At 66.1% G+C, this 22,970-nt stretch carries 25 protein-coding genes; 9 read left to right on the top strand and 16 right to left on the bottom strand.

The window, feature by feature from the left end:
• Nucleotides 1-73 precede the first annotated feature (73 nt).
• Entirely contained in the window at nucleotides 74-1,138 is a 1,065-nt protein-coding gene (locus BM154_RS10910; RefSeq protein ID WP_074883204.1) for an NAD(P)-dependent alcohol dehydrogenase, read from the top strand.
• Here the strand turns inward: BM154_RS10910 and BM154_RS10905 are convergent.
• Nucleotides 1,123-2,193: an SDR family oxidoreductase gene (locus BM154_RS10905; protein ID WP_074883201.1), complete on the bottom strand. Its 1,071-nt coding sequence runs from the start codon at nucleotides 2,191-2,193 to the stop codon at nucleotides 1,123-1,125. The genes BM154_RS10910 and BM154_RS10905 overlap by 16 nt on opposite strands.
• Before the next feature lie 67 nt (nucleotides 2,194-2,260).
• On the opposite strand from BM154_RS10905, the gene BM154_RS10900 reads away from it, so the two are divergent.
• A complete protein-coding gene (locus BM154_RS10900) occupies nucleotides 2,261-2,662 on the top strand; it encodes a MerR family DNA-binding protein (RefSeq protein ID WP_074883198.1) in 402 nt (133 codons plus the stop codon).
• A 22-nt stretch (nucleotides 2,663-2,684) separates the two neighbouring features.
• Here the strand turns inward: BM154_RS10900 and BM154_RS10895 are convergent, their stop codons facing one another.
• Nucleotides 2,685-3,467 (bottom strand): amidohydrolase, encoded by a 783-nt coding sequence (locus tag BM154_RS10895; protein WP_074883195.1) that lies wholly within the window; start codon nucleotides 3,465-3,467, stop codon nucleotides 2,685-2,687.
• Between the two features lie 70 nt (nucleotides 3,468-3,537).
• Complete coding sequence (locus BM154_RS10890) at nucleotides 3,538-4,686, bottom strand: pyridoxal phosphate-dependent aminotransferase (protein WP_074883192.1); 1,149 nt, start codon at nucleotides 4,684-4,686, stop codon at nucleotides 3,538-3,540.
• 97 nt (nucleotides 4,687-4,783) lie between these two features.
• Here BM154_RS10890 and BM154_RS10885 point away from each other — a divergent pair, with 97 nt between their 5' ends.
• The 3 genes from BM154_RS10885 (at nucleotide 4,784) to BM154_RS10875 (ending at nucleotide 7,266) form a co-directional block, all read left to right on the top strand.
• The gene (locus BM154_RS10885; RefSeq protein ID WP_074883190.1) at nucleotides 4,784-5,671 is read left to right on the top strand and encodes a LysR family transcriptional regulator; all 888 of its coding nucleotides are present in this window, start codon (nucleotides 4,784-4,786) and stop codon (nucleotides 5,669-5,671) included.
• 120 nt (nucleotides 5,672-5,791) lie between these two features.
• A complete protein-coding gene (locus BM154_RS10880) occupies nucleotides 5,792-6,514 on the top strand; it encodes a pirin family protein (RefSeq protein ID WP_074883188.1) in 723 nt (240 codons plus the stop codon).
• A gap of 248 nt (nucleotides 6,515-6,762) precedes the next feature.
• Complete coding sequence (locus BM154_RS10875) at nucleotides 6,763-7,266, top strand: L,D-transpeptidase family protein (protein WP_074883186.1); 504 nt, start codon at nucleotides 6,763-6,765, stop codon at nucleotides 7,264-7,266.
• 21 nt (nucleotides 7,267-7,287) lie between these two features.
• On the opposite strand, the gene BM154_RS10870 is transcribed toward BM154_RS10875, so the two are convergent.
• From BM154_RS10870 to BM154_RS10815, 12 genes are read right to left on the bottom strand one after another with little or no spacing between them, the layout of a single operon-like run.
• Nucleotides 7,288-7,947, bottom strand: a complete 660-nt coding sequence (locus tag BM154_RS10870) for a general secretion pathway protein GspN (protein ID WP_074883183.1) — start codon at nucleotides 7,945-7,947, stop codon at nucleotides 7,288-7,290.
• Nucleotides 7,944-8,330, bottom strand: coding sequence for a type II secretion system protein GspM (gspM, locus tag BM154_RS10865; RefSeq protein ID WP_074883180.1), 387 nt, complete (start codon nucleotides 8,328-8,330; stop codon nucleotides 7,944-7,946). Before gspM ends, BM154_RS10870 begins: the two co-directional genes overlap by 4 nt.
• A complete protein-coding gene (locus BM154_RS10860) occupies nucleotides 8,327-9,433 on the bottom strand; it encodes a GspL/Epsl periplasmic domain-containing protein (RefSeq protein ID WP_083414576.1) in 1,107 nt (368 codons plus the stop codon). The genes gspM and BM154_RS10860 overlap by 4 nt, the downstream gene beginning before the upstream one ends.
• Nucleotides 9,430-10,020 carry a prepilin-type N-terminal cleavage/methylation domain-containing protein gene (locus BM154_RS10855; protein WP_074883174.1) on the bottom strand — a complete coding sequence of 197 codons (591 nt, stop codon included), beginning with the start codon at nucleotides 10,018-10,020 and terminating at the stop codon, nucleotides 9,430-9,432. The genes BM154_RS10860 and BM154_RS10855 overlap by 4 nt, the downstream gene beginning before the upstream one ends.
• A complete protein-coding gene (locus tag BM154_RS10850; RefSeq protein WP_074883171.1) occupies nucleotides 10,017-10,382 on the bottom strand; it encodes a type II secretion system protein in 366 nt (121 codons plus the stop codon). Before BM154_RS10850 ends, BM154_RS10855 begins: the two co-directional genes overlap by 4 nt.
• Nucleotides 10,379-10,828 carry a type II secretion system minor pseudopilin GspH gene (gene gspH / locus BM154_RS10845; RefSeq protein WP_074883168.1) on the bottom strand — a complete coding sequence of 150 codons (450 nt, stop codon included), beginning with the start codon at nucleotides 10,826-10,828 and terminating at the stop codon, nucleotides 10,379-10,381. The genes BM154_RS10850 and gspH overlap by 4 nt, the downstream gene beginning before the upstream one ends.
• A 3-nt stretch (nucleotides 10,829-10,831) precedes the next feature.
• The gene (gene gspG / locus BM154_RS10840) at nucleotides 10,832-11,266 is read right to left on the bottom strand and encodes a type II secretion system major pseudopilin GspG (RefSeq protein WP_074883165.1); all 435 of its coding nucleotides are present in this window, start codon (nucleotides 11,264-11,266) and stop codon (nucleotides 10,832-10,834) included.
• A 14-nt stretch (nucleotides 11,267-11,280) separates the two neighbouring features.
• Nucleotides 11,281-12,483, bottom strand: a complete 1,203-nt coding sequence (gene gspF, locus BM154_RS10835) for a type II secretion system inner membrane protein GspF (RefSeq protein WP_074883162.1) — start codon at nucleotides 12,481-12,483, stop codon at nucleotides 11,281-11,283.
• Nucleotides 12,484-12,485: 2 nt separating this feature from the next.
• Nucleotides 12,486-13,934 (bottom strand): GspE/PulE family protein, encoded by a 1,449-nt coding sequence (locus BM154_RS10830; protein WP_083414575.1) that lies wholly within the window; start codon nucleotides 13,932-13,934, stop codon nucleotides 12,486-12,488.
• A gap of 5 nt (nucleotides 13,935-13,939) precedes the next feature.
• On the bottom strand, nucleotides 13,940-15,892 hold the full coding sequence (gspD, locus tag BM154_RS10825) for a type II secretion system secretin GspD (RefSeq protein WP_083414538.1): 1,953 nt from the start codon (nucleotides 15,890-15,892) through the stop codon (nucleotides 13,940-13,942).
• Between the two features lie 3 nt (nucleotides 15,893-15,895).
• On the bottom strand, nucleotides 15,896-16,321 hold the full coding sequence (locus BM154_RS10820) for a pilus assembly protein PilZ (protein WP_074883156.1): 426 nt from the start codon (nucleotides 16,319-16,321) through the stop codon (nucleotides 15,896-15,898).
• On the bottom strand, nucleotides 16,318-17,952 hold the full coding sequence (locus BM154_RS10815) for a bifunctional UDP-sugar hydrolase/5'-nucleotidase (protein WP_074883154.1): 1,635 nt from the start codon (nucleotides 17,950-17,952) through the stop codon (nucleotides 16,318-16,320). Before BM154_RS10815 ends, BM154_RS10820 begins: the two co-directional genes overlap by 4 nt.
• 242 nt (nucleotides 17,953-18,194) lie before the next feature.
• Between BM154_RS10815 and BM154_RS10810 the strand changes: the two genes are divergently transcribed.
• Nucleotides 18,195-20,240, top strand: a complete 2,046-nt coding sequence (locus BM154_RS10810) for a PhoX family protein (protein ID WP_074883152.1) — start codon at nucleotides 18,195-18,197, stop codon at nucleotides 20,238-20,240.
• A 338-nt stretch (nucleotides 20,241-20,578) separates the two neighbouring features.
• Here BM154_RS10810 and gspK read toward each other — a convergent pair whose 3' ends face one another.
• Nucleotides 20,579-21,550 (bottom strand): type II secretion system minor pseudopilin GspK, encoded by a 972-nt coding sequence (gspK, locus tag BM154_RS10805; protein ID WP_074883148.1) that lies wholly within the window; start codon nucleotides 21,548-21,550, stop codon nucleotides 20,579-20,581.
• A 150-nt stretch (nucleotides 21,551-21,700) separates the two neighbouring features.
• Here gspK and tatA point away from each other — a divergent pair, with 150 nt between their 5' ends.
• The 3 genes from tatA to tatC are packed head-to-tail and all read left to right on the top strand — an operon-like array spanning nucleotide 21,701 to nucleotide 22,964.
• Nucleotides 21,701-21,934, top strand: coding sequence for a twin-arginine translocase TatA/TatE family subunit (tatA, locus tag BM154_RS24645; RefSeq protein ID WP_074883145.1), 234 nt, complete (start codon nucleotides 21,701-21,703; stop codon nucleotides 21,932-21,934).
• The gene (gene tatB / locus BM154_RS10795; protein ID WP_074883143.1) at nucleotides 21,934-22,221 is read left to right on the top strand and encodes a Sec-independent protein translocase protein TatB; all 288 of its coding nucleotides are present in this window, start codon (nucleotides 21,934-21,936) and stop codon (nucleotides 22,219-22,221) included. The genes tatA and tatB overlap by 1 nt, the downstream gene beginning before the upstream one ends.
• A complete protein-coding gene (gene tatC, locus BM154_RS10790) occupies nucleotides 22,218-22,964 on the top strand; it encodes a twin-arginine translocase subunit TatC (protein ID WP_074883140.1) in 747 nt (248 codons plus the stop codon). The genes tatB and tatC overlap by 4 nt, the downstream gene beginning before the upstream one ends.
• Nucleotides 22,965-22,970: the final 6 nt, after the last annotated feature.

The raw sequence follows: 22,970 nt of genomic DNA, 5'->3' as shown, positions 1-22,970 counted from the left end.
CGACACCGGGCTGCACTACGCTTATCCATCCACACGGCCACAAGCCGTTGATTTACAACCGTTAGGAATGCCCATGACCACCATTCTCGGCTATGCCGCCCAGGACTCCAGCAAACCTCTCGCGCCCTACCGCTTCCAGCGCCGCGCCGTCGGCGCCAACGACGTGCAGATCGACATCCTCTACTGCGGCGTCTGCCACTCCGACCTGCACACCGCGCGCAACGAATGGAAGAACACCCTGTATCCTTCGGTGCCCGGCCACGAGATCGTCGGCAAGGTCACGGCCGTCGGTAGCGACGTGACCGGCTTCAAGGTCGGCGACCTGGCCGGCGTCGGCTGCATGGTCGACAGCTGCCAGAGCTGCTCGTCCTGCTCCGAAGGCCTCGAGCAATACTGCGAGGCTGGCTTCACAGGTACCTACAATGGCCCGATATTCGGTGGTGAAAACACCTTTGGCGGCTACTCCGACGCCATCGTCGTCGACCAGAAGTTCGTGCTGCGCATCCGTCACACCGACAACCTGGCCGCCGTTGCGCCGCTGCTGTGCGCCGGCATCACCACCTACTCGCCGCTGCGCCAGTGGAACGTCAAGCCGGGCGACAAGGTGGGTATCGTCGGCCTCGGTGGCCTCGGCCACATGGGCGTGAAGATCGCCGCTGCGATGGGCGCTCACGTGGTGCTGTTCACCACCTCGCCGAACAAGCGTGAAGACGCCCTGCGCCTGGGCGCTGCCGAAGTGGTGGTGTCGAAGAACGCCGACGAGATGGCGGCCCACGCCAACAGCTTCGACTTCATCCTCAACACCGTGGCTGCACCGCACAACCTGGATGCCTTCCTCGGCCTGCTCAAGCGCGACGCCACCATGACCCTGGTCGGCATTCCTGATTCGGCGCACCCGTCGCCAGAAGTCGCCGGCATGATCTTCAAGCGCCGCCGCCTGGCCGGCTCGCTGATCGGTGGCATCGCCGAAACCCAGGAAATGCTCGACTTCTGCGCCGAGCACAACATCGTCTCGGATATCGAAATGATCGATATCCAGAACATCAACGAAGCCTACGAGCGCATGCTCAAGAGTGACGTGAAGTACCGTTTCGTGATCGACATGGCTTCGCTGGCCAAGGATCAGGACGCGGCGTAAAAAGTCGCTTTCAAGTAGCGCGCACTGGCCCCTATCGCTTGCTCGATAGCGGGCCAGTCGCGTTTATGGCGCTGCAAGAAGGCATTGGTCTGGCTCAGATCGAAACGCTCTCGCTGGATGAAATCCAGCGATTCCGGCTCGACCTCCAGCAGATTCGGCAGCCCCGGAAGGGCCAGCAAGGCCTTGAGCACAGCCATTGGCACGTGTCGCTGCGGTGGCCGAACCTGCAACACTTGCGCCAGCGCTTGAACCAGGCCGTGCAGATTGGGCGTGCGCGCATCCAGCGCCAATAACGACTGCCCGATCATTTGCGGATCGAAAGCCGCCAGACGGATCAGCTCCACCAGAAAATCCACACTGATCAGTGGCAGCCAGTGCTGCGACGAGCCCGGTATTGCGCGTAAGCGCCGCTCACTCAACTGTCGCGCTAGCTCAGCGAACGGCTGCCCCGGCAGCATATGGCCGGTTTGAGTGTGGCCGCACAACGTGGCCGGATGAACCACGGTCAGTGCGCCGCTCCTAACGCTCATTTCGGCGTGCACGCGATAGTGGGCCTCCAGCTTGCTCCCTTCATAACCGCCCACACGCCGATACACGGCGGGCCAATCGGTGAGCTCCGGCTGCCTTGCCTTTACCCCAACCCTCGCCAAATGCTGCGCATTGCATAGCATGTAGCCGCCTACCATCAGCAGCCGAGCATCGTTGTGCAGCGCCAGTTGCGCAATCCGCTGCGCACCATCGACGTTCACCTTACGGGCCTGGGCCGGCGACAGCCCCCAGGCGAACTGAACCCCCAGATGAAACAAGGTTGCACAGCCCGCCACCTGACGCCGTGCGGCTGCGTCCAGGCCTAGCCCGGGCTGAGACAGATCACCTTGCACGGCACTCAGCATCCGCGCATTGCCACCCAGTTCGGTTACCCGCTGGCAAAGCAATGGAAACTCGCTGATACGCCGCATCAGCACCACCGGCGAGTAGCCGTGGCGGCTGAGATTGACCAGCAGGTGCTGACCGATAAAACCACTGCCGCCGGTAACCAGACAGGATGTATCCATAACGGCTCACTCGATAAGGAAGCCGCAGTCTAAACTATAGAGCCCGCTCTACAGTCAAGAGGCAACCATGCGCATCGGCGAGCTCGAACGCAGGGGCGGCGTCAGCCGCCATACCCTGCGTTACTACGAAACCCTGGGCCTGATCCAGGCAAGGCGGTTGGCGAACAATTACCGCGACTACCCTGACCACAGCCTCGCAGACCTGCACTTCATCCAGACCGGCCAGCGCATGGGCTTTTCACTCGATGAGATCGGCAGCATCCTGAAAGCCAGGCGTGCGCAGCAGATCGACTGCGCGCAGGGCGCACTATTGGTCGCCGGCAAACTGCAGGAGATCGAGAGCCGGATCGAAGAGCTTCATGCCATGCGCGCCTATCTGCGCCAGGAACACCGACGCCTCGAGGCAAGTGCGGCAGCCCAGGCGGCATTGGCTGGTAGCTCGGGCTGCACGTCCATCAAGCCGGTGTGAAATCGCGTCTACTGGCTGCTCGCTAGCGCAACTCGAACGGATCGGCATCCTGGTGCGCCGGGAAGCGCTCGCGGTAGGCGGTTAAGGCCGCACTATCGAGGCGCTGATGGAACACGCCGGCCTTGTCGTGGGCATCGAGCAGGCTGTCGCCCTGGAAATCCAGAACCTGGGAATCGCCGCTGTAGGGATGGCCCTTGCCGTCCACGCCGATGCGATTGACCGCCGCCACGTAGCAGAGGTTTTCGATGGCCCGTGCCGGTAGCAGGCGGTTCCAGTGCAGGCGTCGCGCTGCCGGCCAGTTGGCGGTGTAGAGCAGCAGGTCGGTGCTTTCGGCATCGCGGCTCCACACTGGAAAGCGCAGGTCGTAGCAGATCAGCGGGCGCACCCGCCAACCCTTGACCTCGAACAGCGCCTGGCGCTCGCCAGCGGCGTAATGCTGGTGTTCGCCGGCCATGCGAAACAGATGGCGCTTGTCGTAATGAGCCAGCGACCCGTCCGGCCGCGCCCACAGCAGGCGATTGCGGTAACTGCCATCGGCGGCCTGGATGATCAGGCTGCCGGTGATCACCGCATTGACGCGCTGCGCCTGCTCGCTGAGCCACTGGCTGGTCGGCCCGCCTTCCGGCTCGGCCAGCTCGGCGGACTGCATGGAAAAGCCGGTGCTGAACATCTCCGGCAGGATCACCAGATCGGCGCCCGCGGCCTGCTGCAACTGCGTCTCGAAGTGAGCGCGGTTGCCCGCAGGGTCGTGCCAGGCCAGGTCACTCTGGATCAGCGCCAGTTCGAGATGGTCTTGTTTGCTCATCGATGTCGCTCCCGTGATATCGCTTGCCAAGCGGTGGACAACGCTTCGCGGTCGTCCACCCTACGAGGTGCTAGATGGCGCTGAGTTTTTCCGCGGCCTGGCGCAGGGTGTCCTCGCGCTTGGCGAAGCAGAAGCGCACCAGACGCTGCGCCGGGTCCGGCCTTTCGCTGAACACCGACACCGGAATCGCCGCCACGCCATGCTCGCGGGTCAGCCATTGGGCCATGGCCACATCGTCCCAGTTCGGGCGGATCGCCGAATAATCGGCCAACTGGAAATAGGTGCCCGGCGTACGCGTGAAGGTGAAACGCGAGCCGGCCAGCAGGTCGCAGAACAGGTCGCGCTTGGCCTGGTAGAACGCCGGCAGCTCGCTCACGTGCTCGGGGCAGGCGGCCATGAAATCGGCCAGCGCACACTGCAGCGGCGTCACCCCGCAGAAGCTGACGTATTGGTGCACCTTGCGCAGCTCGGCGCTCAGCGCCGGCGGCGCCACCACGTAGCCGGTCTTCCAGCCGGTCACGTGGTAGGTCTTGCCGAACGAGCTGACCACGAAGGCCCGGGCGTACAGCTCGTCATGGGCCAGTACGCTGGCGTGCTGGCGGCCGTCGAACACCAGGTGCTCATAGACTTCATCGCTGACGATATAAATGTCCCGGTCGCGGATCAGGGCGGCCAGGCGGTCCAGCTCGTCGCGGCTGATCAATGCGCCGCTGGGGTTGTGCGGCGTGTTGAGCACGATCAAGCGGGTACGCGAGCTCAGCGCCGCTTCCAGGCGCTGCCAGTCGATGGCGAAGCTAGCCTGGGCCAGCGGCACATGAATGCAGCGCCCGCCAGCCAATGTCACGCTGGGGTCGTAGCTGTCGTAACAGGGGTCGAAGACGATCGCCTCGTCACCCGGGTGAATCAGCGCCTGGATGGCGCAGAAGATCGCCTGGGTGGCGCCCGGCGTGACGGTCACTTCGCTGTCCGCACTGACGTTGCGACCGTAGAGCCGCTCGATTTTCATGGCGATCTGCTCACGCAACGCCGGCAGGCCGGCCATCGGTGCGTACTGGTTGTGCCCCGCCGCCACGTGCCGGGCCAGTGCCTCGCGCAGCGCTTCGGGGCCATCGAAGTCCGGGAAGCCCTGGGACAGGTTGATGGCGCCGGTCTGGGCCGCCAGCTGGGACATGGTGGTGAAGATGGTAGTGCCGACAGCGGGCAACTTGCTGGTGAACATCGAAGCGTCCTGGGCAGTTGAGGCAGACGCCGAGGATAGCCGATGGCGCGAAGCCCACGCACCCGGTAATAATCGCAGGCCAACTGATGAGAAGCCCATGAACGTCGAAGACCTGCGCCTGTTCGTCACCACCCTGGACGCGGGTAGCTTCACCGCTGCCGCCGACACCCTCGGGGTGACCAAGCAGTACGTCAGCCGCCGCGTCGCCGCCCTCGAAGCGCTGCTCGGCGTACGCCTGCTCAACCGTACCACGCGCCGCCTGCAGGCCACCGAGCTGGGCCTGCTGCTGTACGACAAGGCCACCACCATCCTCGCCGACCTGCGCGATGCCCAGGAACTGGTCTCGGCCCAGGGCGCTTCCCTGCGCGGCACCCTGCGGGTCAGCGCGCCGATGACCTTCGCCACCCTGCACCTGAGCCAGGTGCTGCCACTGTTCATGCAGCAGCACCCGTACATCAACCTGGAGATCGACCTCAACGATCGCGCCGTCGACCTGCTCGCCGACGGCTACGACATGTCGATCCGCATCGGCACCCTGGAAGACTCCAGCCTGATCGCCAAGCGCCTGACCGACATGCAGACCATCCTCTGCGCCAGCCCCGCTTACCTCGAGGAACACGGCACGCCGGCCAACCTCGACGAACTGCAGCAGCATGCCTGCCTGCTCTACGGCCATAGCCGCCACGTGGAATGGCGCCTGCGCGAGGCCGGCAAACCCAAGAGCCTGAGCATGCGCGGCCAGTTGCGCGCCAACAACGGCGAGCTGATCCGCGATGCGGCCGTCGCGGGCATGGGCATCGCCTACCTGCCCACCTTTATCGTCGGTCAGGCTCTGGAGAGCGGCGCGCTGGTACCGATACTCGAACAGCACTGGCCGGCCTCGGCGGCGGTGTATGCGGTGTATCCGCAGCACCGACAATCCGCCCGCGCGGTGCAGGTGTTCTCGGATTTCATCAAGCAGCAGATCGAGCATCTGAGCGCCTGAGCTCGTCAACCTGAATAGGACAATAAGTCCAATTTCAGCCAGTTAATCAATCCATCGATAGTCAGTAGTATCTCCTCCATGCCGCCGATAAAGGCAGCGCCATCAACTGGAGGATTCATCATGCTGGCTATCCGTAAAGCGACCGACCGTGGCCATGCCAATCATGGCTGGCTCAATTCCTTCCACACCTTTTCGTTCGCCAGTTACAACAACCCGAAGGAGCGCGGCTTCTCCGACCTGCTGGTGATCAACGACGATACCGTGGCCGCCGGCCAGGGTTTCGGCGAGCACCCGCACCGCAACATGGAGATCTTCTCCTACGTGCTGCAAGGCGCCCTGGAACACAAGGACAGCCTGGGCACCGGCTCGGTGATCCGCCCTGGCGACGTACAGTTGATGAGCGCCGGTACCGGTGTGTCGCATAGCGAATTCAACCACTCGCCCAGCGAGCCGGTGCACTTCCTGCAGATCTGGATCGTGCCGAGCGAACGCCAGGCCGAGCCGCGCTACCAGCAGGAGCACTTCAGCGAGGCGCAGAAACGCGGCCGCCTGCAGCTGATCATCTCGCCGGATGGCGCCGACGGTTCGCTGAGCGTGCGCCAGAATGCGCGGGTGTATGCCGGGCTGTTCGACGGTGACGAGCAGGCTCACCTGCAACTGGATGAAAACCGCTACGCCTACGTGCATGTGGCCAGCGGCAGCGTTCAGCTCAACGGCGAGCAGCTGCAGGCCGGTGATGGTGTGCGCCTGCGCGACGTGCGCGACCTGCACCTGAGCAATGGCCAGCAAGCCGAAGTGCTGGTGTTCGACCTGCGCCCCAACGAGCTGCCGTCGTTGTACTGACAGCCACGCTTTAACCTGGCGCGCAACGCAGCGATACCTGGGAGTGACCTCAGGTATCGCTGCTGCTTTTCGTAGCCTGTCGCTGAACTCGGGCAGAGCGGACAACGCTTTTTGGGGTTTCACTGCGCGCTACGCCAGGCTACTCAGGCAATTCGATGCACAGGTCGCCTGCCCCTAGGCGCTTATATACGCCTGCCTTAGAATGAGCCTCCGCCGCACGCCGGCCATTTGCTCAGTCGAAAATCCCCATGCGTTGGTTGCTCGCCTTCACGCTCTTCTCATTGGCCCTGGCCGGGCATGCCGCCACCGCGCCCGCCGCTCCCGTGGCGACGGTCGACAAGGTATTGGTGGAGAAATCCCAGCGCCGGCTGCAATTGATCAGCCAGGGCAAGACGCTCAAGTCGTATCGCATCTCCCTGGGCAAGCAGCCGCTCGGCGCCAAGCTGCGCGAGGGCGACCTGCGCACGCCGGAAGGTTTCTACTGGATCGACTGGCGGCGCAAAAGCGAGAAGTACAACCTGTCCATGCACATCTCCTACCCCAACGCCCGTGACCAGGCCCAAGCCAAGGCCGCCGGGGTGAAACCGGGCAGCATGATCATGATCCACGGCACGCCGCTGGACGACGAATACCCCGAGTGGTTCTTCCATACCCTGGACTGGACCGAAGGCTGCATCGCCATGAAGAACGCCGACATGCGCGAAGTGTGGGCGCTGGTTAAAGACGGCACGCTGATCGAGATTCGCCCCTGACGGCCTGTTAAGCTGGGGTGATTACCAACGGATAGTGCGCGCCACCTGGGTGCCGCCCGGCGCCAGCCATTGCGCGCTGACCAGCAGCGGTTGCAGCGCCGCGCCTGGCTCGACGCGCCCCGTCAACCTGGCCTGCCGGGCGAACAGATCGGCCGCCAGGTCGGCATGGTGCTGACCGGCCAAACTCAGCTGCCCTGCCAGTTTCCAGCGGGTGCTGCAATCGAGCGCCAGGCGCGCCTGGCCCAATTCCAGCTGCCAGGGCGACTGCAGCGCCAGCCCATCAACCTGCAACTGGCCCTCGGCCGACCGGCAACGCGCCGCGCTGCCGCTCAGCACGATACGGCCCTGCCACTGCCCCGCCAGGCGGTAATCGGTCGCCAGCGTATGCGGATCGCTGGTGGGCTGCAGTGCGGCATGCCAGCGCCAGGGCCAGCCGGATATCTGCAACTGCCAGCGCTGCCCCTGATAACCGGCACTCGCCTGGGCCCTGGCCCGCCAGGGTTGCCAAGCCCAACGCAGCGGGCCGAGATCGCCCAGGCGCTCGGCCTGCCCCTGCCAGATACTGCCGCTGATACCTGCCAGCGGAACCGGCAGTGGCGCCAACAGCCAGCGGGCGGGCAGCTCGACCAGCATGGTCAGGGCGAATACCAGCAACGCCCACAGCCAAGCGCGCCGACTCATCGCTGCAGGGCCAGTTCGAAGTGCAGCGCCGACTCTTCACGGCGCAGGCTCCAGCGCAACAGCTGGGCGCCCTCCAGCTGCAGCTGCAGGAGCCAGTCCTGCAGCACACGCTCATCCTTCAGTTGCCCGCGCAGCAGCCATTGCTCCGTGTCCGGTTCCAGAGTGTCGATGCGGATATCACGGGCCTTGGCGGCCTGCTGCAGGTCATCGGCACTCAGTGTCCTGCCGGCGCCCAGGGCCAGGGTCGAACCTGCCAGCGCCTGCCATTGGCCAAAGGCCTGCCAGCGCTGCTGGCCCTCACGCCAGGCCAGCAGCGCCAGCAGCACGACGATGATCGCCACCGCCAGCAGGCGTACGCTGCGGCGCTCGAGATTCAGGCTCATGATGCGCCTCCCAGGTCGAACGTCAGATTGAGTTCGTCGCTGGCCTGGGAGACCTGCACCGCCACGCCGATAGCGCTGGCCATCGCCTGCCAGGCCGACTCGTCGACGGCCTCGTGACCCTGCAGCCGCAGCGTCCAGCGCTGCCCATCGAACTGCGCAGCGCTCAATTGCCAACTGGCGTTGGCGCGCAACCAACCATCGAGCTCGGCCTGCAGATGTTGCAGTTGCCGCGAGCGCAGCTGCCGCTCGTCCGCGCCCTGGCGCTGCTGCTTGATCCGCTGCGTGGCTTCGCGCAACGAGGTGACCGGGCCGACCACGGCTTCCACCTGCGCCTGGTAGACGCCCTGCTGCCGCCACTGCTGGCTGGCCCACAGCCCAGTCCAGAGCAGGGCCAGGGCCAGGCAGCCAGCCGGCAGACGCCACAGGCCAGGGCTGAGCGGGCGGGCCTGGCGCTGCACCCGGCACCGTTCGAACAAGCTGGGCAGGCCATCCAGCGCGGCGAGCGGCTCGGGCCACTGCCCCTCGACGGTCTGCGTCTCGAGTTCGCTCCATACGCCGCCAGGCGTTGTCGCCTGCAGCTCCACCGGCCAGGCCAGCCAATGCTGGCGGGCCTCGACACTGCGCCCGACGAACAGATTCAACCCTGCACCCTGACGCCAGCACCAGGCCGCGCCGGGCGTTGGCACTGGCAACAGCTGGAACTGCGCCCAGCAACGCTGCACATCGACTTGCCACTCGGCGCACTGCGCCAGCCAGGCATCCAGCAGCGCCTGCTCGACGCAGACCAGTTGCAGGCTGCCGGGCTCCCGGGCCAGGCAGCCACAGGCCAGATCCTCGGCACTCTGCAGCAGGCGGTCCTCGAGCAACAACGGCCACTCGTGGCGTTTCAATCCCGGCGGCGCCGCTACCTGAAAGTGGCTGCAGCGCTCGCCCGGCAGCACCAGCGCCACCCGGGCACCCGGTATCGCCGGCGGCGCTCCCGAACCTGAAGCCTGCACGCGGCCCTGTTCGACCCGCGCCCACTGCCAGGCCTCGGCGTGGGTACCCGGGCGCAGCAACAACCAGGCTCGTGCCGCGCGGCGACGCCAACGCTCAAGCTTCATGAACGGCCCCATGGCAGGGCGAAGGTACAGACATAGGGCGCTCCATCACGCTGAAAGGTCAGGCGCACGCCCCGGTCCGGGCGCAACCTGTCCGTCGAGGGCCAGGCCAGCCAGCGGCTGTCCTGGCGAAAGTTGAAACTCACCGACTCCACCTGTTCCAGCTGCTCACGCAGGGTCCACAGCGGTGCGCCGGCGGCGTACAGATCACTGGAGGTATGCAGCAGCAGGCGCTGGCCGCGACGGTCGTAACTGAGACGCTGGCGCTGCAGACGGGCGCCGCCCTCGGCGCTCGGCCAGGCGCCGAGTGCCACCCACTGCAGTTGCGGCGCGTCTGGCTGCCAGTCCAGCCAGTTCAACGCCAGCGGCAAGCGGCGCTCGTGCAGCTGACGCAGCACGGTGGTATCGAAACGACGCTCCAGGGCCAGGCAGAAATCCAGTACCGGCATACCTGGCGAGCCCTGGGACAGGCGCTCGCGCACATTGATCCAGCCGTTGACCAGGGCGGCCAGCAGCACACCGAGCAAGGCCGTCAGCGCCAGGGCGACCAGCAGCTCGATCAGGGTCAAACCGCCCTGCCTGGCGCTCACGGGCGCACCAGAAACAGCTGATACAGCCCCAGCGACTCACGGCGCTCGCCATCGGCGAACAGGCTCAGCTCGGCACGCCGCAGGTCGCGTACCCCGGTGCCCTGCATCTGCAGTTGCCAGTGACAGCTGCCGGGGCCCTGGACGAGCACCCCGGCGAGGCTGTTCTGCGCCGGCCACAGCTGCTCGACCGCGAAACGTGCTTCCAGCTCACGGGCACATAGCGCCCCGAGCTGATGCTGCTGAACGCTCTGCTGCACGGCCAGGCGCTGACGCAGCACCTGGCTGGTCATGACCGCCAGCGTGGCGGCGATACCCAGGGCGACCGTCACCTCAAGGAGGGTGAAACCGCGCTGGCGCTTCATGGCAGCGACACCCGCTGCAAGCGCCCGGCGCTGTCCCACTGCCACTGTTCGCCGCCATCGGGCCAGTGCCAGCGCAACACCTGCGCACGGCCGACACCGTTTGGCGTGAACACCAGGCGCGGCTCGCCGGCAGCCGGCCAGTCGGGCCTCAGCAACGCCGGCCACTCGCCCAGCGCGACCGCTTCGATCTGCCAGCGCAGCCCCTCCCGATCGCGCACCTGGCGCACGAACTCCGGGCGCTGGCCGTTCCAGCGCAGGCCATGAATCTGCCCGGCGTGCAACGCCTCTGCAGCCTGGGCGCGGCTGGCGGCAGCGAGGCGCTCCAACGCCTGCTGCGCCGGCGCCTCACCGCTGTCGAGCCAGGCCACGCTCAAGCTGGTCAGCAGGCCGGCGATAAACAGCACGACCAGCAGCTCCAGCAGGCTGAATCCCTGCTGCCTTGACACCTGTCAAAGCTCCCAGTTGCCCAGGTCGGCATCGATGCCCTCGCCGCCCGCGACACCATCGGCGCCCAGCGAGTAGACATCGACCCGACCATGCTCGCCGGGGCTGCGGTATTGATAAGGATTGCCCCACGGGTCCTCGGGCAGGCGGCGGATATAGCCGTCGGCGCGCCAGGCGCGCGGCAGCGGCTCCACGGTCGGCTTGGCCACCAGCGCCGACAGCCCCTGCTCGTTGCTGGGGAAGCGCAGGTTGTCGAGGCGGTACATGTCCAGGGCCTGCTCGAAGGTCGACAGGTCGGCCATCACCTTCTGCTTCATGGCCTTGTCCTGGCTACCCAACACGCTGGGTGCGACCACGGCGATCAACAGCCCCATGATGAAGATCACCACCATGATTTCCATCAGGGTGAAGCCCCGTTGAGTGAAACGATTGCTGCGCATGATTGCGCTCCTCCTTACAGTGTCAGGCCCTGGTTGAGCCGCATGATCGGCAGCAGCACGGCCATTACGATGAACAGCACCACGCCGCCCATCACCAGAATCATCAAGGGTTCGAACAACGCCATGGCGGTGTCCACCTGGCGGGCGAAGCCACGTTCCTGGTTGTCCGCCACGCGTTCGAGCATGTCCGGCAGGGTGCCGCTGGCTTCGCCACTGGCGACCATGTTCAACAGCAGCGGCGGAAAATGGCCGCTGGCTTCCAGCGCACGGTGCAGGCTGACGCCGCCCTTCACCTCGCTGCCGACCCGTTCCAGGGCCAGGCGGATACGCCGGTTGTTGACCGTGGCCGTGGCCACCTGCAGCGCTTCCAGCAATGGCACCCCGCTACCGACCAGGATCGCCAGGCTGCGTGACAGCCGGGCGCTCTCCAGCACCTGCAGGAGCACGCCGACCTGGGGCAGGCGCAGCAGCAGATCATCGCGGCGCAGGCACCAGTGCGGTTTGCGCAGCAGCAGTTTGCCGAGTACCACCGACAACACCGCCGCCCCCAGCAGCCACGGCCCGAGCAGCACCAGCGTGTTGCTGATGCCGATCAGCAGCGTGGTGATCCACGGCAGGCTCTGCCCGGCATGGGCGAACTGCTCGGTAAGCTTGGGCACCACGAAGGTCATCAGGCCGATCACCACGGCCAGGGACACCCCCATCAGCACCGCCGGATAGATCAGTGCGGTGCGTGCCTTGTGCTGCTGGCGCTGCACCTGCTCCAGGTGCTCGGCGAGGCGCCCCAGTACCTGGGCCAGGCGGCCGGAGCGCTCACCGGCCTCGACCAGCGCGCAATACAGCGTCGAGAACACCCCGCCCTGGCGGGCCAGGCTGCGGGCCAGGCCGACGCCCTCGGCCAGCGAGCCGCGTACCGCCACCAAGAGGCTGCGCAGGGCCGGCTGAACCAGTTGCCGCTCCAGGGTGCCCAGGGCGTCGACCAGCGGAATGCCGGCACCGATGAGGGTCGCCAGTTGCCGGGTCAGTTCGCACAGCTGCGCGCGGCTGACCCGCTGGCGGCGCGGTTGGCGGCTTTGCGGATCATGGCGCTGCAACTCACGGGCGAACAAACCGATCTCGCGCAACAACTGCCGGGCATGGCGCTCGCTGTCCGCCTGCAGGCTGGCCTTGTGCGTCTTGCCGGCCAGGTCGACGGCCTGATAGCGATAGGTCGGCATGCTCAGCCCTGCACCGCGCGCAGCACTTCGGCAAGGCTGGTGTCGCCGCGGGCCAGGCAATCGCAGGCCATGGCCGCCAGGCTCTGCCGGCGCTCCTCGAGGTAGGCGTGCATGCTCACCTCGCTGGCGCCGCTGTACAGCAGCGCGATCAGCCCGTCGTCCAGCTCGATGAATTCGTACAGTCCCAGGCGGCCCTGGTAGCCGCTACCCTGGCACTGCACGCAACCGACCGGATGAAAGCTGTGGTCGAGCCCGGACAGCTCCGGCATCAGCTGTCGCTCGGCGGCCTGCAGGGGGCGTCGTTCGGCGCAACTGCACAGGCGGCGAACCAGGCGCTGGGCGAGCACGCCGCGCAGGCAGGAGGCGATCAGAAAGGGCTCGATACCCATGTCGCGCAGCCGGGTCACCGCACCCACCGCGCTGTTGGTGTGCAGCGTCGACAGCACCAGGTGCCCGGTGAGGCTGGCCTGCACGGCGATCTGCGCGGTCTCCCGGTCGCGGATTTCGCCAAGCATGATCACGTCCGGGTCCTGGCGCAGGATCGCTCGCAGGCCACTGGCGAAGGTCAGCCCGGCACGCGGGTTGATGGCGGTCTGGCCGATGCCGGTGATGGCGTACTCCACCGGGTCTTCGACGGTGAGGATATTGCGGCTGCCGTCGTTCAGACTGTTGAGGCTGGCATACAGCGTGGTGGTTTTGCCCGAGCCGGTCGGCCCGGTGCTCAGCACGATGCCGTTGGGGCGACCCAGGCAGGCGCGCAGGCCCTGCTCCACCGCAGGCGGCATGCCCAGGTTGGGCAGTGCCAGCAGGCTGGCCTGCTTGTCGAGCACGCGCATCACCACCCGTTCGCCATGGATGCCCGGCAGGGTGGACACTCGCACGTCGACCTCGCGACCAGCAGCGCGCAGGGTGATACGGCCGTCCTGGGGTTGACGCTTTTCGGCGATGTCCAGCCGCGCCATGACCTTGATCCGCGACACCAGCATCGCCGACAACGCCCGTGGCGGGCGCAGCACCTCGCGCAGGTGACCGTCGATACGCAGGCGCACCACCAGGCTCTGCTCGAAGGTCTCGATATGGATATCCGAGGCCTGCAACTGCAGGGCCTGGGCGAACAGGCCATTGATCAGGCGGATCACCGGCGCCTCGTCATCGCTCTCCAGCAGATCCTCGATGCGCGGCATGTCATTCATCAGGCTGTCGAGATCGACCTGCTCGCCAATACCCTCGATCAGCGCCGCATTCGCCCCCTCGCCGGCCTGGTACAGCTGGCCCAGGCGCTGTTCGAACTCGCCCCGCGGCAAGCGACACACCGCAGCCGGCACACCCTCGACGCGCAACAGCTCCTGCAACTGGTCGGTGTCGGCGTCCTCACAGAGCCACAGGTTCCAGCAGCCCTCCCCGGGCACCCAGGCCAGGCCGGCTTGCCGGGCCAGGCGATAGGGCAACAGGCTCATTACCAGGCACCCCCATCGAGGCGCGCGCGGCTGGCCGGGAACAGCCTCTGCAGCCCGGCATCGCCGTCCACCGCCGGCAACTTGAGGGCCGTTTCGCGCTGCAGGTTCTGGTATTTCTCGGCACTGAAGCTGGCGATGCTCGGCCCGTCACGCAGGATGCGCGGGCGGATGAACACCATCAGGTTCTGTTTCACGCCGCTCTTGCCGGTGGAGCGAAACAAGCGGCCGAGGCCGGGGATATCGCCGAGCAGCGGCACCTTCTGATCGGTATTGCTGGTTTCATCGCTGATCAGCCCGCCGAGGATGATCAGGCCGTTGTCCTCGACCATCACCTTGGTCTTGATCTCGCGCTTGTTGGTGATCACGTCGCTGGCCGAGGCGAAATCGGCGATCGACGACACCTCCTGGACGATGTCCAGGCGCACGCTGTTGTCGATGTTGATCTGCGGCTTAATACGCAGCTTCACGCCGACCTCGCGGCGCTCGATGGTCTGGTACGGGTTGCTGTTGTTCTGGGTCACCGAACCGGTGACGAAGGGCACTTCCTGGCCCACCAGGATCGACGCCTCGGCGTTGTCCAGGGTAAGCAGGGTCGGGGTGGACAGCAGGTTGAAGCCGCTCTTGCTCTTCAGCGCATTGAGCAGCACGGCGAAATTGAAACCGCCGCCGAAATTGCCGATGCCGGCGGTCGCACCGTTGACGCCCGAAAGCAGCTCGCCAAGGGCGGCGTTGTCACCGCTGGCGGCCGCACCGGCGATGCTGGCGATATTCGCGCCACCGGCGCTGAAGTTGACCACCCCGGCGCCGAGCTTCTCGTCGGCGAACAGCCACTGCACGCCCAGCTCCTCGGCGCGCGAGTCGGAAACCTCGGCGATGATCGCCTCGACCACCACCTGGGCGCGGCGGATGTCCAGTTGCTCGACGATCGAGCGGTAGGCCGCCAGTTCGCTGTCCGGGCCGACCATCACCACCGCGTTGGTGCCTTCCTCGTATTCCAGGCGCACCCCGGAATCGCTGATCGGCAGGCGTGCGCCCTGAGCGCCCTGAGTGCCCTCGCCCGGGGCCTGGGGCGCCTCCTGGCTGAGGCCGCGCAGCACCTTGACCACCTCACTGGCGTTGGCATGGCGCAGGTAGATCACCTGGGTGTTGGAGGCGCGCAGCTCGCCGCCCGGGCGATCCAGTTGCGTCAGCAGGGCGTGCACCCGCTCCCGGCTGTCGGCGCTGCCGCGCACCAGCAGGGCGTTGCTGCGCGGATCGGCGATCACCTGGGCGGCATCGCTGTCCTTGTCGCTGGCCAGCAGGCGGGTGATCAGCGCGCTGGTGTCGGCGGCGCTGGCGTACTGCAGGGGCATCACCTGCAGCGGCTCGTCACTGACCTGGTCGAGTTCGGCAAGCAGGCGGTCGATACGCGCCAGGTTGCTGCGCCAGTCGGTGACCACCAGCAGGTTGGCGGCAGGATACGGGGTGATGACCCCGACCCGAGGATCGATCAGCGGCTTGATGATGCCTAGCAGCTGCTCGCTGGCAGCGTTGCGCACACTGAATACCCGGGTGGCGATACCGTCGCCGGCGGCCGGCTGCCCGCCGCTGGGGTCCACGGGCACCGGTTCCAGGCGTGCGGCCTGGTCAGGCACAATCTTCACGCTGCCGTTGGGCAGGTTGACCGCAGCGAAGCCCTGGGCACGCAGCTGGGCCAGGAAGATGTCGTAGATCGCCTCGCTGTCATGGCGCTCGACGGTGCGCACGGTGACCTTGCCCTTGACCCGCGGGTCGACGATGAAGGTGATGCCGGTGATCTGCGACACGCTGTCGATGAACTCGCTGAGCTCGGTGTCGACGAAATTCACTTCGTACAGCGGCGACTCGGCGACCGGCAGGTCGAGCAGCTCATCGGCCAGAATCTGGGTAGCGCCCAGGGTCAACACAGCGGCCAGGCAGTAGCGAACGATCATCTCTTATCCTTGCCGCTTGAAGCCGGTCACGGCAGGCCGTGGCGGCCAGGGCAGGCGCTCGCGCCGCCCCTGGTTATCGAAAATCAGCCCTGTTTCGTCGATGTCCTGCAGCACGATGCCGGGGGCGAGGCGTTGCCCACGGCGGTAGCTGCGCACCTGCTGGTCGTAGCGCAGCACCACCACCGTGGCGCTCAGCGGCTGCGCACGCAGCCCGCCCAGGTACTGAACCGGCAGGCGGGTCAGCGGCACTGCGCCGTCATCGCCCTGCAACTGCCAGTGGCCCACCAACAGGCCGGGCGGCGCGGTCACCTCGACGGCGGCGGCACGGGCCGGTTGTGGTTCACGGCTGAGCAGCAGCACGCACTGCGCCGCCAGCCACGCAGCGAGGGTCAGCCACAGGCCGTTCCACAGACGCGGCGCGCTGGTCAACTGACGCCTCTGGGGTGCCAGCCGGGATGGCCCTGCACGTAGCGCACGCTGGGCAGCTGCAAAGCCGGCAATTGCCAGTCGGCCGGCTGCCTGCTCAGCCAGGTTTCCACGCGTTGCCAGAGGGGTTCACCGCGAGCATCGGCGCTCAGGGAAACGCTGCGACACAGGCCTTCGAGTGGCGCCAGGCCGGAAACCCGCTTGCCACTAGGGCTGTAGCTGACCTGCCAGGCCTGCCCCTGCCAGCGCGGCAGGTCCTGGCTGTTGTCGAGCAACAAGGGGTCGCCGAACAGCTGGTCGGCGGCGTTTTCCAGCACGCTTTCGAGCGGCTTTACCGGCGCCTCGACCACGGCAGCCGGGTAGCCGCCGGTCAGGCTGATCAACTGTTCACGGGTGATCGCCTGGCCGGCGGCAACCGGGCTGTCGTAACGCAGGCCGGGCAGCAGCACCTGCATCTGGCCGTCCTCGGAGAGTGCCTGGTGCAGCAGGCGGTCCCAACTGCCACCGCGGGTATCACGGCGCCACAGCGCCTGCGGTGCCCTGGCCAGCGGTTGATCGAGCCAGGCGGCATGGGGCGCGCGCTGGCTCTGCAACTGGCTACGCAGGCTTGCCGCATGGGCCTGGCCTGCTGGGGAAAGCAACTGTTCGAAAGCCGGGTGAAAGCGCGCGACAAAGGTCCACTGCCCCGCCTGGCGCTTGCAGCCGATATGAAAGGCACCGCTGGCCCGGCAGCCGCCGAGCACCACCGGCACCCGCCTGCCGCTGCTCTGCAGCACCTCGATGGGTGCCGGCCAGAAATCCTGCCCGCGGGCGCACAGCAGCAGATCGGCGTCGCCCAGCCGCTCGGCCAGCCACAGCCCGGGCCCGGTGCCCACATCGGCCAGGGCGATGACCAGATCGGCCTGGCCACGCGCCTGCTTGAAGGCCGGCAGCAGCGACTGATACCACTGTTTCAGGGAAGCCTGCTGGTCCCCGGCATAAGGGTCGGTAACTCCCACCACCGCGATCCGCAGGCCAGCGCGGCGGATCAGCGTAAAGGGCTGCACGCCCAGTGCCTGCGCCCGATCCTCGGCCAGGCCCGCGCCCAGCACCGGCCGGGCAAATTGTCGATAGAGACCGGCGCAGCGTTGTGGCCACAACACTCGCTCATCGCTGCTGACCCGTACCTCGCTGCCCAGCAGCTGGCTGCCCTGGACGCCACTCTCGCCCTGGGTCAGATAGGTCAGCCCGCTGCCGTTCCAACCCTGGCCGTTCTCCAGGGTCAGGCAGCGCTCGGCACCCTGGCGCTGGCGCAGTTCTTCGAGCAATGCGCCCAGCACGGCATAGCCGCCGGTGCTGACGCCCTCGGCCAGGCGCGCATCAAGCAGCGGGTTGAGTTCGCTGCGCGCCTGGTGGGCATGGCTGCCGCTGAGCCAGGGCGCGCGTCCAAGGTGGGAAACCGGTCCCAGCCGGGTGGCCGGCACCACCGGCTGACCCGGCTGGCGCGCATCCAGGGTATCGGCGACATACAGCAGATCCAGCTCCGCGTGCCCGTCCGGCCGCGGGGTCGCGAAGCCCGAGCAGGCGCTGAGCAGCGGCGCCATCGCGCCGATGCCCATCCAGCTCATCACGTCCCGTCTGCCGATGCCTGTCATCGCCTCGCCCGCCTCGCCTTTATGCATTGTCGGGGCGGGATACTGGGCAGCTTATGTGACAGTTTAATGGCGGTTATTCGACAGCCCTGGGCCGAATCAAATTTGAAAAATTCAGATAAATCAGAAAGCTAGCGTCATAAAGCTTTCAATAGCCATTAACACAACTGCCAAAAAATCATCACACGCGGTCTCTAAAGTCCCGGTTTCCTCAAGCCGCTTAACCAAAAAAAGGACATGATCTGATGAGTCGAGATACCGGCGATAACCTGGATCGCAATACCAGTGGCAACCTGCCCATGGCATCGGTTCTGGATGCGTACCTGAGCCGCCGCAGCGTGATGCGCGGAGGCCTGGGCGCCGCGATCGCGATGATCGCGGGCACCGGCCTCACCGGCTGCTTCGACAGCGGCGGCGGCTCCAGCAACGATAGCTCCCCGAGCGAGCCACCGGCCGAGCCGAAACTGGCCCTTGGCTTCCAGTCCATCGCCGGTTCGCGCACCGATGCCTGCGTGGTAGCGGCCGGTTACAGCGCCTACGTGCTGGCCCCCTGGGGCACCCCGTTCAATTCCCTGGCCAACCCCTGGAAAGCCGATGGCAGCAACACCGCCACCGACCAGGAAAACGCCGCCGGCATGCACCATGACGGCATGCATTACTTTCCCATCAACGGCAGCTCCGAAGACGGCCTGCTGGCGGTCAACTACGAGTATATCGACGAAGACGCCCTGCACCCCAACGGCCCGACCACGGTCAACGGCCGCCGCCCGGCCGAGGAAGTGCGCAAGGAAATCAACGCCCATGGCGCGGGTGTCGTGCGCATCAGCAAGGTCAATGGTCGCTGGCAGGTAGTCGATAACGACCCACTGAACCGCCGCTTCACCACCTCCACGGTCATGGACATTTCCGGTCCGCTGAGCGGCACCGACCACCTGAAGACCAAGTTCTCGCCGACCGGCACCCAGACCCGCGGCACCAACAACAACTGCGGCAACGGCTATACCCCCTGGGGCACCTACCTGACCTGTGAAGAGAACTGGCCGTCGATCTTCATCAATACCAGCACCCGCCCTGCCGATCAGGCACGTATCGGTATCGCTACCAGCACCGGCCGATATGGCTGGGAAACCGCCGCCGGGGACGCCTCGGAGCAGAACGACGAATTCACCCGTTTCAACGTCACCCCAAGCGGGGCGTCGGCCACCGACGACTACCGCAACGAAGCCAGCACTTACGGCTACATCGTCGAAATCGACCCTTTCGATCCCAGCACCCGTGCGGTGAAGCGCACCGCCCTGGGCCGCTTCCGCCATGAGGGCTGCTGGCCGGGACTGCCGGTGGTCGGCAAGCCGGTGGTGTTCTACAGTGGCGACGACTCGAACAACGAGTACCTGTACAAGTACGTGTCCGATGCCCTCTGGGAGGCAGCCGACGCCAACCCCAGCGACCGCCTGGCCACCGGCGCCAAGTACATGGACAACGGCACCCTGTACGTGGCGCGCTTCGATGCCGACGGCACCGGTGCGTGGATCCCGTTGGTAGCGACCACCCCGACCACCGATGGCAGTACCCTGGACGCCAAGTTCACCGACCTGCCGGGGATCATCCTCAATACCCGGGGCGCGGCCGATGCCGTCGGTGCGACCCCCATGGATCGCCCGGAATGGACCGCCGTCAACCCGCTCAATGGCGATGTCTACCTGACCCTCACCAACAACAGCGCGCGCACCGCCGCGCAGGTCGACGCCGCCAACCCGCGTGGCCCGAACCGCCACGGCCACGTGATCCGTTGGCACGACAGCGACGACCAGCGCAGCTTTACCTGGGACATCTTCGTGTTCGGTGCCAATGCCTCGGGAACTCCCGACATCAACCGCTCCGGCCTGACCGAGCTCAACCAGTTCGCCAGCCCGGATGGCATGAGCTTCGACAGCCGCGGGGTCCTGTGGATCCAGACCGACAACGGCGAATCGAGCGTGACCAGCTACACCAACGACCAGATGCTGGCGGTAATCCCCACCAACCTGGTCGACACCAATGGCCAGCAGGTACCGGTCAACGCACAGAACCAGGTGGACCTGCGCCGCTTCTTCGTCGGCCCCAACGGCTGTGAGGTGACCGGCATCGCCTTCACCCCGGACAACAAGTCGATGTTCATCAACATCCAGCACCCGGGCAACTGGCCCTATACCGACGTGGCCACCGAGGAAACGCCAGCCGGCATCACCGTCCGCCCGCGCTCCTCGACGGTGGTGATCCAGCGTAACGACGGCGGCGAAATCGGCGTCTGACCTGCCCATGCGGCACGGGGCAATCCCGTGCCGCCTCTTTTCGCCTAGATCGAGCAGCAGCGAGGTCCAGGCCCTCACTTCTCATACCCGTTCACGATCACTCGCCGTAATTGCACCGGTAATGGCTGCAAAGTGGGGCGAAAGCAGCCGGTCGCGTAATTCGTGGGAGTGGCTTTAGCCTCGAGTTCTTTGTTTGCCATGATAAAAAGCTCGGGGCTAAAGCCCCTCCTACACTCGATGGCCGCTTTTGCCTTGTTGCAATCGATTCACAGGATACAGGCGCCCAGATAGCCAGAGATCGTGAACGGGTCTCAGGTTACCGCCTGCTATCACCCTAGCTACAAGGCGAACGGCAAGGGTTCCCGGCTGATCACCTGCACCCGTTGCGCGGGCACCTGTGCGTGCCAGCGCACCACCCCCTGAGCCTGCACCTGGAATTGGCTGCTGATCAAACGGCCATCCTGCTCGAACTCGAGCTGCAGCATGAAATCGCCGCTGTTGAGCAGGAGTCCTTCACTCAGCCGCTCGAACGTAAGGTCGTCCACCGCGCCCAATGCCTCGCGCAAGGCCGCCGCATCACGATAGCCGTTGGCCGGTCGGCCAGTGACGATGCGTGCCAGCAGCGAACGTGCGAACTCGCCCTCGTAGAGCGCCTCCAGCAGGGGCACGTGCTCAAGGGTCAGGGCATTGGCATTCAGTCGCCAGCCCGATGTCTGCGGCAATGCACAGAGCTGCGGATACCTGAGCTGCCGCTCCGGCTGCGGGGTAAGCAGCAGATTCAGCTCGCTCATGTCCACCATGGGTTGGTTGGCCGCCAGCCGAGGTGGCGTCTGGCGCAGGTACTGATCGCTTTCGGCGCCGTGCAGGCGGCTTTGGCCATCGCTGTCGATCCAGTCGGCCAGGGCCTGCACCAGTTGCTCGGCGGCCAGGTCGTCACCGAGCAGATACTGCAGCTGACGCTCGGCCCGCTCGGCCTCCTGACCGGCCAGCGCATTGACGTTGAAGCAACTGTGCAGATCGCGGATGCGCAGGGTCGCCGCGCCGCCGGCGAAGTCATAGCGCAGTGGCTGCCCACGCAGGGCTTGCCAGAACAGCGGGCTCTGCCGCCAGGCAGGATCGCGCAGCGCCTGCTCGGCGAATGCCAGGCCGGCGACCTCCAGAGCCCGTGCCTGGATGCGCTGCTGTTGCAGGCGCACCGCGTCGACCTGCTGGCGCCCTTGCTGCACCATCCAGGCCAGCCCAGCGGCGAGCATGGCCAGGGCCACCAGCACCATCAATAACGCTGCACCGCGTTGTTGCCTGCACCCCATCGCTCACCCCTCGAAGCAGAGAGCCGACAGTCAACAGGCTGAATGTTGCAGAGAGGTGGCAGCCGCCTTTTTTCGTCATCGCCGCGTCACCGTAGCGTCATAAAGCCCAGGCAGATTAGCCCTTCAATTTCATGGCGTTGGAGAGTTTTCATGGGTGGCATCGGTATCTGGCAACTGGTCATCGTGCTGTTGATCGTGTTCCTGCTGTTCGGCAGCAAACGCCTCAAAAGTCTGGGTGGCGATCTGGGTGAAACCATCCAGGGTTTCCGCAAATCCATGGCCAGCAATAGCGAAGCGGACGACGCGCCAGCCCAGGTGCAACAGCAGGCGCCGCTGTCGGGAGCCGCCCAGCAATCGCACAGCCATACGGATCGCCAGGCCTGATGTTCGAGATAGGCTTCACCGAACTGCTGCTGGTCAGTGTGGTGGCGTTACTGGTGCTCGGCCCGGAACGCCTGCCGGTGGCGGCCCGCACCCTGGGCCGCGGCCTCGGTCAGGCAAAACGGGCAATGACCATGCTGCGCGATCAAGTGGAACGTGAGCTGGATGCCGAGGCCGTGAACAAGGAACTCGATGCACTGCCGTTGCGGCAACTGGAGCAGGATCTGCGCCGCGCCACCACCTTGCACGCGCCGCAGTCAGTGGCCGGCAAACCGGAGGGCACCCCATGAGCAGCATGCCGCTGACCGCCCACCTGGGCGAGTTGCGCAAGCGCCTGGTGCGCTGCCTGCTGGCGATTGTGCTGGCCTTCTTGGGCCTGTTTCCGTTCGCGCAGACCCTTTACACGCTGATCTCCGAACCGCTGCGCCGCTACCTGCCCGAGGGCGCGAGCATGATCGCCACCAGCGTGACCTCGCCGTTCCTGGCGCCGTTCAAGCTGACGATGATGGTTGCCGTGTTCCTCTGCATGCCGGTGCTGCTGCACCAGGCCTGGGGCTTCGTGGCACCGGGGCTGTATCGCCGCGAGCGGCGCATCGCCGTGCCCCTGCTGGTCTCCAGCATCCTGCTGTTCTATGCCGGTATGGCCTTCGCGTTCTTCGCGGTATTCCCGATGATGTTCGGCTTCTTCGCCAGCGTCACGCCCGATGGCGTGGAGATGATGACCGATATCGCCCTGTACCTGGACTTCATCCTCGCCCTGTTCCTGGCATTTGGGCTGGCCTTCGAGATTCCCGTGGCCACCTTCATCATCGTCTGGGCCGGGCTGACCGATGTCGACACGCTGCGCCGCAGCCGACCCTACGTGATCGTTGGCTGCTTCGTGGTCGGCATGCTGCTGACTCCGCCGGACGTGTTCTCGCAGACCATGCTGGCGGTGCCGATGTGGCTGCTGTTCGAAGTCGGCCTGCTGGCCTGCGGCAGCATCCAGCGCCGTCCACAGCAGAGCGCGCAGGAACTGGCCATCTCCGAGTGAGGCAGG

The organism is Phytopseudomonas argentinensis (assembly GCF_900113905.1).
In the GTDB taxonomy this organism is placed as follows: Bacteria; Pseudomonadota; Gammaproteobacteria; order Pseudomonadales; family Pseudomonadaceae; genus Aquipseudomonas; species Aquipseudomonas argentinensis.
This window is presented reverse-complemented; position numbering and strand designations above follow the sequence as displayed.

Excerpts from the sequence above, each read along its gene's own strand:
- gspD (WP_083414538.1), bottom strand. The coding sequence starts at position 15,892 with ATGATCGTTCGCTACTGCCTGGCCGCTGTGTTGACCCTGGGCGCTACC.
- gspK (WP_074883148.1), bottom strand. The coding sequence starts at position 21,550 with ATGGGGTGCAGGCAACAACGCGGTGCAGCGTTATTGATGGTGCTGGTG.
- BM154_RS10870 (WP_074883183.1), bottom strand. The coding sequence starts at position 7,947 with ATGAGTCGGCGCGCTTGGCTGTGGGCGTTGCTGGTATTCGCCCTGACC.
- BM154_RS10900 (WP_074883198.1), top strand. The coding sequence starts at position 2,261 with ATGCGCATCGGCGAGCTCGAACGCAGGGGCGGCGTCAGCCGCCATACC.
- BM154_RS10890 (WP_074883192.1), bottom strand. The coding sequence starts at position 4,686 with ATGTTCACCAGCAAGTTGCCCGCTGTCGGCACTACCATCTTCACCACC.
- BM154_RS10885 (WP_074883190.1), top strand. The coding sequence starts at position 4,784 with ATGAACGTCGAAGACCTGCGCCTGTTCGTCACCACCCTGGACGCGGGT.
- BM154_RS10860 (WP_083414576.1), bottom strand. The coding sequence starts at position 9,433 with ATGAAGCTTGAGCGTTGGCGTCGCCGCGCGGCACGAGCCTGGTTGTTG.
- tatB (WP_074883143.1), top strand. The coding sequence starts at position 21,934 with ATGTTCGAGATAGGCTTCACCGAACTGCTGCTGGTCAGTGTGGTGGCG.
- BM154_RS10875 (WP_074883186.1), top strand. The coding sequence starts at position 6,763 with ATGCGTTGGTTGCTCGCCTTCACGCTCTTCTCATTGGCCCTGGCCGGG.
- BM154_RS10910 (WP_074883204.1), top strand. The coding sequence starts at position 74 with ATGACCACCATTCTCGGCTATGCCGCCCAGGACTCCAGCAAACCTCTC.
- BM154_RS10850 (WP_074883171.1), bottom strand. The coding sequence starts at position 10,382 with ATGAAGCGCCAGCGCGGTTTCACCCTCCTTGAGGTGACGGTCGCCCTG.
- BM154_RS10815 (WP_074883154.1), bottom strand. The coding sequence starts at position 17,952 with ATGACAGGCATCGGCAGACGGGACGTGATGAGCTGGATGGGCATCGGC.
- gspF (WP_074883162.1), bottom strand. The coding sequence starts at position 12,483 with ATGCCGACCTATCGCTATCAGGCCGTCGACCTGGCCGGCAAGACGCAC.
- tatA (WP_074883145.1), top strand. The coding sequence starts at position 21,701 with ATGGGTGGCATCGGTATCTGGCAACTGGTCATCGTGCTGTTGATCGTG.
- tatC (WP_074883140.1), top strand. The coding sequence starts at position 22,218 with ATGAGCAGCATGCCGCTGACCGCCCACCTGGGCGAGTTGCGCAAGCGC.
- BM154_RS10810 (WP_074883152.1), top strand. The coding sequence starts at position 18,195 with ATGAGTCGAGATACCGGCGATAACCTGGATCGCAATACCAGTGGCAAC.
- BM154_RS10905 (WP_074883201.1), bottom strand. The coding sequence starts at position 2,193 with ATGGATACATCCTGTCTGGTTACCGGCGGCAGTGGTTTTATCGGTCAG.
- BM154_RS10880 (WP_074883188.1), top strand. The coding sequence starts at position 5,792 with ATGCTGGCTATCCGTAAAGCGACCGACCGTGGCCATGCCAATCATGGC.
- gspG (WP_074883165.1), bottom strand. The coding sequence starts at position 11,266 with ATGCGCAGCAATCGTTTCACTCAACGGGGCTTCACCCTGATGGAAATC.
- BM154_RS10895 (WP_074883195.1), bottom strand. The coding sequence starts at position 3,467 with ATGAGCAAACAAGACCATCTCGAACTGGCGCTGATCCAGAGTGACCTG.
- gspM (WP_074883180.1), bottom strand. The coding sequence starts at position 8,330 with ATGAGCCTGAATCTCGAGCGCCGCAGCGTACGCCTGCTGGCGGTGGCG.